This is a genomic window from Vibrio sp. Vb0349 (genome assembly GCF_033338975.1).
Genome location: NZ_JAWOTS010000400.1, coordinates 1 through 1,087, shown reverse-complemented (window position 1 = coordinate 1,087; position 1,087 = coordinate 1). Strand labels below are relative to the sequence as shown.

Genomic DNA, 1,087 nt, shown 5'->3' with positions numbered 1-1,087 from the left:
AGCATTATCCTGCCGTACATAACCAAGGTATGAGTGAACACCATCTTGGCCTTGCATTTTCTCGCCGAATGGAACACACCTTCCGTCATTTTGGTTACAACAGCATCGTAAAACCGATTGAAGTACTCGACGCTCCAGACCTACCTCACCACTATCGCATTTCTTCTGAGATTGGAACGGTTTGGGTGTTAAGCCATCACATGGTCAGTGCCGGTAAATCGTGTCGCGAAAACTTGTTGTCTTCAATTACCGAATGGCAAAGCGAGTATGGCTACGCGCTGCAACCTAACGACCTACTCTTCCTTGTTTGCGATCATTGGATCAGTCGCAGTAAAACCAGCCGAGAACTGCTCCATTGGTGGATGGGCGAATTGCCGGATCAAATCAACGAATATACAGAGCAAGGCATCACTCTTTACACCAGTGAATCTCAGCTCACTCAATCCCTTGATACACGCTTTGGTATCAGCCCTTGTTACATCAAATTTGGCCACCCTTTGCGTCGTTCTAACAAACAGCAACTGGTTCGAAAGTACTTGCAGTTGTACGCCGTATTACAGTGGTAGTATCAAATTGCAACAGGTAGATTATCAGTCTATTCATACATTTGTTTGATACGGCTCGATAAATCTAATCATCTCGTATTAACCCTCTTGCCTCATATGGCCTAGCCCAATTAGATTCTGACTACTGAAATCAAAGTTGGTGTCCATGTAACACCAATCAAAAACCATTGATCTAGGTTGTCGTAATAATGATGAGCATCTCGCAGCTTCTTGGCTGCATTTCTAAACAAGTAGATGGGCAGTACATCGCGCAATATGAGCAGTTGACACTTCGCAGTGTCTTCCAACCCATTTATAAAAAGGATCTTTCCATCATCGGCTTGGAAGCCTTAGTCCGAATCAGCACTGCGGATGGTTCTATGATACGTCCGGATCTCTTTTTCCAATCTCCTTCCATCTCTGAACATGTTCAACTTAATGTCGAGCGACTTAGTCGCCTTATTCACATCAAAAACTTTGGGCAATCTCGTTACCGCAACAAAAAGCTCTTTCTTAATGTGCTTCCCAGAGCTGCAGAAATG

The 1,087-nt window shown here is 44.2% G+C and carries 1 protein-coding gene and 1 pseudogene; both read left to right on the top strand.

Translation table 11 applies throughout. From position 1 onward, the window contains the following. Positions 1–566 (top strand): hypothetical protein (locus R7Q47_RS26150; protein ID WP_257974057.1); only part of this gene is annotated, 566 nt, incomplete at its 5' end. A gap of 188 nt (positions 567–754) precedes the next feature. Next, positions 755–1,087 (top strand): annotated as a pseudogene (locus tag R7Q47_RS26145) (EAL domain-containing protein); the annotation flags it as partial.